Origin of the sequence: Oscillibacter sp. KLE 1745 (genome assembly GCF_000469445.2) — a bacterium.
Taxonomy (GTDB): Bacteria; Bacillota; Clostridia; order Oscillospirales; family Oscillospiraceae; genus Oscillibacter; species Oscillibacter welbionis.
This window is the reverse complement of record NZ_KI271734.1, coordinates 32,608-37,421: the sequence shown is the minus strand read 5'-3', so window position 1 is coordinate 37,421 and position 4,814 is coordinate 32,608. Positions and strand designations below refer to the sequence as shown.

Sequence of the window (4,814 nt, the reverse complement as noted above, 5' to 3'; positions counted from 1 at the left end):
GCCCCCGCCGGTCCTCATAGCCCGGCTTGCCAAGCAGGGCGAACATATTCTTCTTGTAGGCCTCCACCCCCGGCTGATCGAAGGGGTTCACGTCCAGCAGATAGCCGGAGAGGCCGCAGGCGTACTCGAAAAAGTAGATCAGCTGCCCCAGGTCTGCCGGCGTCCTGCCGGAGGTCTCCACGATCAGGTTGGGCACGCCGCCCTCCGTGTGGGCCAGCAGGGTGCCCTCCATGGCCCGGTCCCGGATGAAGTCCAGGGACTTGCCCGCCAGGAAGTTCAGCCCGTCGCCGTCCGCCTCGTCCGCCGGGACTGTCAGCTGTCGGTCGGAGGGACCCAGGCGCACCACGGTCTCAAACATCAGGCGCTTGCCCTCCTGGATGTACTGGCCCATGGAGTGGAGGTCCGCGGTGAACTCCACGCTGGCGGGGAAGAGGCCCTTGCCCTCCTTGCCCTCGCTCTCGCCGAAGAGCTGCTTCCACCACTCCGCCATGAACCGGAACGCCGGGTCATAGCAGGCCAAGAGCTCAATGGACCGGCCCGCCCGGTACAGCTCGTACCGGATGGCGGCGTACCGCCAGGCAGGGCACCGGAAGGAAGCCTCGGTGCAGGTCTCCATCATCTCCGCCGCTCCCTGCATCAGGGCGGTGATATCCACCCCGGCCACGGCGATGGGTAGCAGACCCACGGCGGTCAACACGCTGTATCGGCCGCCCACGTCGTCAGGGACCACGAAGGTCTCCCACCCCTCAGCATCCGCCAAGGATTTCAGGGCGCCACGGGCCTTGTCCGTGGTGGCGTAGATCCGCTCCCGGGCGCCCTCCCGGCCGTACTTCTTCTCCAAGGCCTCCCGGAAGAAGCGGAAGGCCACGGCGGGCTCAGTAGTGGTGCCCGACTTGGAAATCACGTTGACGGAGAAATCCACATCCGCCACCAGGTCCAGCACCTCCCCCATAGCGTCGGAGGAAAGGCCATTGCCCACAAAGTAGATGTTGGGGGTATCCTTGCGCTTCAGGTTGTAATTGGGAGAGCACAGGCAGTCGATGACACCCCGGGCGCCTAAGTACGAGCCGCCGATCCCGATGACCACCAGGGCCTGGGAGTTGGCCCGGATCCGGGACGCGGCCGCCTGGATGCGGGCGAACTCCTCCCGGTCATAGTCCCGGGGCAGATGGACCCAGCCGGTGAACTCTCCGCCGGCACCGCTGCCGCTCTGGAGCTTCTCATGGGCCCGCTTCAGCCGCGGCGCCAGGACCTCCTCATAGGGCAGGGGCAGAAAAGACTGTAATTGGAACGATTTGACATCCAGCATCATGACCGGCCTCTCTTTCGTAAAGCTGCGCGGGTTTGTTGCCTTATTATACCATGCCCCGAAACGGGACACAAGGGAAAGCGGTCGCAATCCGCCGGGATTTCAGGGGGCGCAGCGCCCCCCACCGCCGTCAGCCGCAGAGGAAGGCCGTCCGCAGCATCTGGACCAGCATCTGGCTGAAGGTGACCCGTGGGATCTCCTCTCCTGCCAGGATGGGCAGCTCCGCCACGACTTCTTCCCCGGAGGTGATGGTGAGGGTCCCCAGTTGACTGCCCGCCGCCACCGGCGCCTCCACAGAGTCCGCCAGGGTGACCAGCTGCTGCAGGCTGCCCGCCTTGGTCTTTTCCAGCAGGAGGTGCGTGTTCTCCCCCAGCACCGGCTGCACTGTGGCCTGGGTCCCCAGGGACACGGGCACCGGCGGCAGGGCGGACTCCGGCACCACATTCTCCAGCGTGTAGGTGGAAAAGCCGTAGTTCAGCAGATTGGTGGCATCCTCAAACCGCTGGGTGGAGGTTGGTGCCTTCATGATGACGGCGATCAGCTCCATGCCGTCCCGCTCGGCCGTACCAGAGAGGCAGTACAGCGCACTGTCTGTTGAGCCGGTCTTCAGGCCGGTGGCTCCCTGGTAGAAGCGGATCAGGCGGTTGGTGTTCACCAGGGAGGAGGCTCCGTCCCGCAGGGAATCCATCCAGATGGTGGTGTACTGGCGGATGTCCGGGTGGTTTCGGATCAGTTCCCGGCTCATAAGGGCGATGTCGTATGCGGAGGTGACATGCCCCTCCGCCGGCAGGCCGGTGGCATTGCAGAAGTGGGTATCGGCCATGCCCAACTCCGCGGCCCGCTGGTTCATTCGCTCCACAAAGGCCTCCTCGCTGCCGGCCACCGTCTCCGCCAGCGCCACGGCGCAGTCGTTGGCAGAGACAACGCACACCGCCTTCAGCATATCGCTGACCGTCATCTGCTCATTCTCCTTCAGCCAGATCTGGCTGCCGCCCATGGAGCAGGCGTGGGCCGACGCGGTGACCACGTCGTCATAGTGGAGCTGTCCGGCGTCGATGGCCTCCATGGTCAGCAGCAGCGTCATGACCTTGGTGACGCTGGCGGGCTCCAGCTTGGCATGTTCGTCCTTGGCGAAGAGGACGGTGCCCGTCTCCTTTTCCATCAGCAGAGCCGAGGGCGCGGATACTTCCAGCGCCTGGGCACTGCTCCCCAGCGCCAGCAGGGCGCACAGCAGCACGACGAGTTTTTTCATGGTGATCCCCCTTTGCTTCGATGGTAGAATCTATGTCCGCGAAAAGGCGTTCATGCCGGAGAAGATTTGGGGGTTGCAAAATATGAAGCGGTCTGGTATAATAACAACTCAGATGCGGCTGTAGTTCATCGGTAGAACGGCAGCTTCCCAAGCTGCATAGGTGGGTTCGACTCCCATCAGCCGCTCCAAAAGAAAATGCGACTTGTTTCGACAAGTCGCATTTTCTTTTGGGTTTCGCTCCCGTTGGTCGCTCCACCCTTCAGTGATTGAAATGCTCGGGCGAAGTGAATTCGCCCTGCGCCAAGGTTTTGCCTGTGGTAAAACGCTTGTACGGCGCAAAGGCGCTGCCGGCCAGAAGGCCGGTTAGATGCTTCTCAAGAAAAATTGCAAATTTGAATGCAAGAGAGTTCGACCGACCTGAGAGGATTTGGATTGTTACCCCTTGCCATGAAAGAGAGACATCTGCTAAAAGCAGATGTCTCTCTTTCGTTCCGCCGCCTTTCCGCCAAGGGGTTTTCCTGCGGTGAAAACGCTTGCAGGACGCAAAAAAGAAAAGCCTTGAAACCTGACGGTTTCAAGGCTTTCTGTGGCGGAGAAGGAGGGATTCGAACCCTCGAGACCCTTTAGGGGCCTACATGATTTCCAATCATGCGCCCTCGACCAACTAGGCGACTTCTCCATAGCTGTTCTGGTTCTAATTTCTGTATACGAGGCGTCGCCAAATGCGACAGCGTTATTATTATACCAGAGCTTTTCCCAAAGTCAAGCCCCAAAAACGATTTTATCAAAAAAGGCGGAGAGCCGAGGCTCCCCGCCCTGCGCGTCAGCGCATTTCGGAAACGATGCTGTCCACGGCATGGTCCACGGCGACACCCAGCTTGTGGATACTCTTTCCCACCTGCGTTTTCATGGGATCCCTGCCGTAGGGCATCATCATTCCCACTGCCGCGCCGGCCATCAGTCCGGCGCCGATACCGACCCAAAATCCGGTACACATTCTCATCTTCAGTCACTCCTTTGCGGCCTGAGCGTAGTATAGCCGCTTTCCCGGAAAAAAAACGCGCCGGAGCGATTTGCCAGAAAGCGGCAGATCCGCTATAATGACGATAGCGATATCCAAACATCAAAACGGCGGGCCCGGGCCCGGACGGAGGAAACCATGACCACCATCTATCTGATTCGCCACGCAGAGGCGGAGGGCAACCTGTACCGCATCGCCCAGGGACAGGCCAACAGCAGCATCACAGACCGGGGCGAGCGGCAGATCCAGGCGCTGGCGCGCCGATTCGCGGATATTCCCATCGACGCGGTCTACGCCAGCGACCTCTACCGCACCTGCGCCACCGCCAGCGCCATATACAAGCCCAAGGGCCTGCCCCTGCACCGGCGGCGGGACCTGCGGGAGATCTGCGTGGGCGTGTGGGAGGAGAAGACCTGGGGAGAGATCGCCCGGCAGGACCCGGCGCAGCTGGAAAACTTCAACCACCGGCTCCACCTGTGGCACGTAGAGGGCGCGGAGACGCCCCAGGCAGTCCAGACCCGGCTGCTGGCGGCCGTGCGGGACATTGCGGCGGCCAATGACGGAAAAACGGCGGCGGTGTTCTCTCATGGCTGCGCCATCCGCCTGCTGCTGGCGGCCCTACAGGGCATCCCGCTGGAGGAGCTGGGGAAGACGCCCACCGGCAGCAACACCGCTGTCTCTCTGCTGCGGGCGGAGGGGGCGCGGATCCAGGTGGTCTGGCGGGACGATGCGAGCCATCTGACAGACCCGGCCTTCACCCAAGGATGCACCGTGAAGCAGCGGGCCAACGGACTGGAGCCCGGCCTCTATTTCCGCCCCCTGGCGCGGGAGCAGGCGGAGTTTCCGGCGGCGTGGGCGGGGACCTCCGGGGCACCGCCCGCCGGGGCGCCTGTACTGGCGGGGTATCTGGATGGAACGCCTGTGGGCGCGGTGGCCTTTGACGACGGCCGGGAATCGGAGCGGGGCTGCGGCTGGATCCCCCTGCTGGCAGTGGCAGAGCCCTGGCGGCGCCGGGGTTACGGCGTGCAGCTGATCGGCCAGGCAGTGATGCACTATCGCCCCATGGGCCGGGACCGCCTGCGGCTGCCCACGCCGGAGACGGAGGCTGCGGCGGGCTTTTACCGGGAGTTCGGCTTTTCTCCGGCGGCGGACGGGCCGGCGTGGGAAAAGTTCATCGGATATGACCCGGAGTTTCTGGGCACATAAGTCCTCCATTCTGAACAGGCAGGGGG

At 63.0% G+C, this 4,814-nt stretch carries 4 protein-coding genes and 2 tRNA genes; 2 read left to right on the top strand and 4 right to left on the bottom strand.

Features of this window, described 5'->3' with window-relative positions:
- Together HMPREF1546_RS11090 and HMPREF1546_RS11085 are read right to left on the bottom strand one after the other, a co-directional pair.
- A partial coding sequence (locus HMPREF1546_RS11090; RefSeq protein WP_147629927.1) for a glucose-6-phosphate isomerase occupies positions 1-1,309 on the bottom strand: 1,309 nt, incomplete at its 3' end.
- Between the two features lie 130 nt (positions 1,310-1,439).
- Positions 1,440-2,561: a D-alanyl-D-alanine carboxypeptidase family protein gene (locus tag HMPREF1546_RS11085; RefSeq protein ID WP_021751348.1), complete on the bottom strand. Its 1,122-nt coding sequence runs from the start codon at positions 2,559-2,561 to the stop codon at positions 1,440-1,442.
- Positions 2,562-2,675: 114 nt separating this feature from the next.
- Here HMPREF1546_RS11085 and HMPREF1546_RS11080 point away from each other — a divergent pair.
- A tRNA-Gly gene (locus HMPREF1546_RS11080) sits at positions 2,676-2,749 on the top strand.
- 399 nt (positions 2,750-3,148) lie between these two features.
- Here HMPREF1546_RS11080 and HMPREF1546_RS11075 read toward each other — a convergent pair.
- Both HMPREF1546_RS11075 and HMPREF1546_RS11070 read right to left on the bottom strand, forming a co-directional pair.
- Positions 3,149-3,240 (bottom strand) — tRNA-Ser (locus HMPREF1546_RS11075).
- A gap of 144 nt (positions 3,241-3,384) precedes the next feature.
- Complete coding sequence (locus HMPREF1546_RS11070; protein ID WP_021751346.1) at positions 3,385-3,564, bottom strand: hypothetical protein; 180 nt, start codon at positions 3,562-3,564, stop codon at positions 3,385-3,387.
- Positions 3,565-3,720: 156 nt separating this feature from the next.
- Between HMPREF1546_RS11070 and HMPREF1546_RS11065 the strand changes: the two genes are divergently transcribed.
- Complete coding sequence (locus HMPREF1546_RS11065; RefSeq protein WP_021751940.1) at positions 3,721-4,788, top strand: bifunctional histidine phosphatase family protein/GNAT family N-acetyltransferase; 1,068 nt, start codon at positions 3,721-3,723, stop codon at positions 4,786-4,788.
- The last annotated feature ends 26 nt before the right edge of the window (positions 4,789-4,814 follow it).

Bases quoted from the DNA above. Each gene is read 5' to 3' on its own strand.
- HMPREF1546_RS11085 (WP_021751348.1), bottom strand. From the start codon at position 2,561: ATGAAAAAACTCGTCGTGCTGCTGTGCGCCCTGCTGGCGCTGGGGAGC.
- HMPREF1546_RS11065 (WP_021751940.1), top strand. From the start codon at position 3,721: ATGACCACCATCTATCTGATTCGCCACGCAGAGGCGGAGGGCAACCTG.
- HMPREF1546_RS11070 (WP_021751346.1), bottom strand. From the start codon at position 3,564: ATGAGAATGTGTACCGGATTTTGGGTCGGTATCGGCGCCGGACTGATG.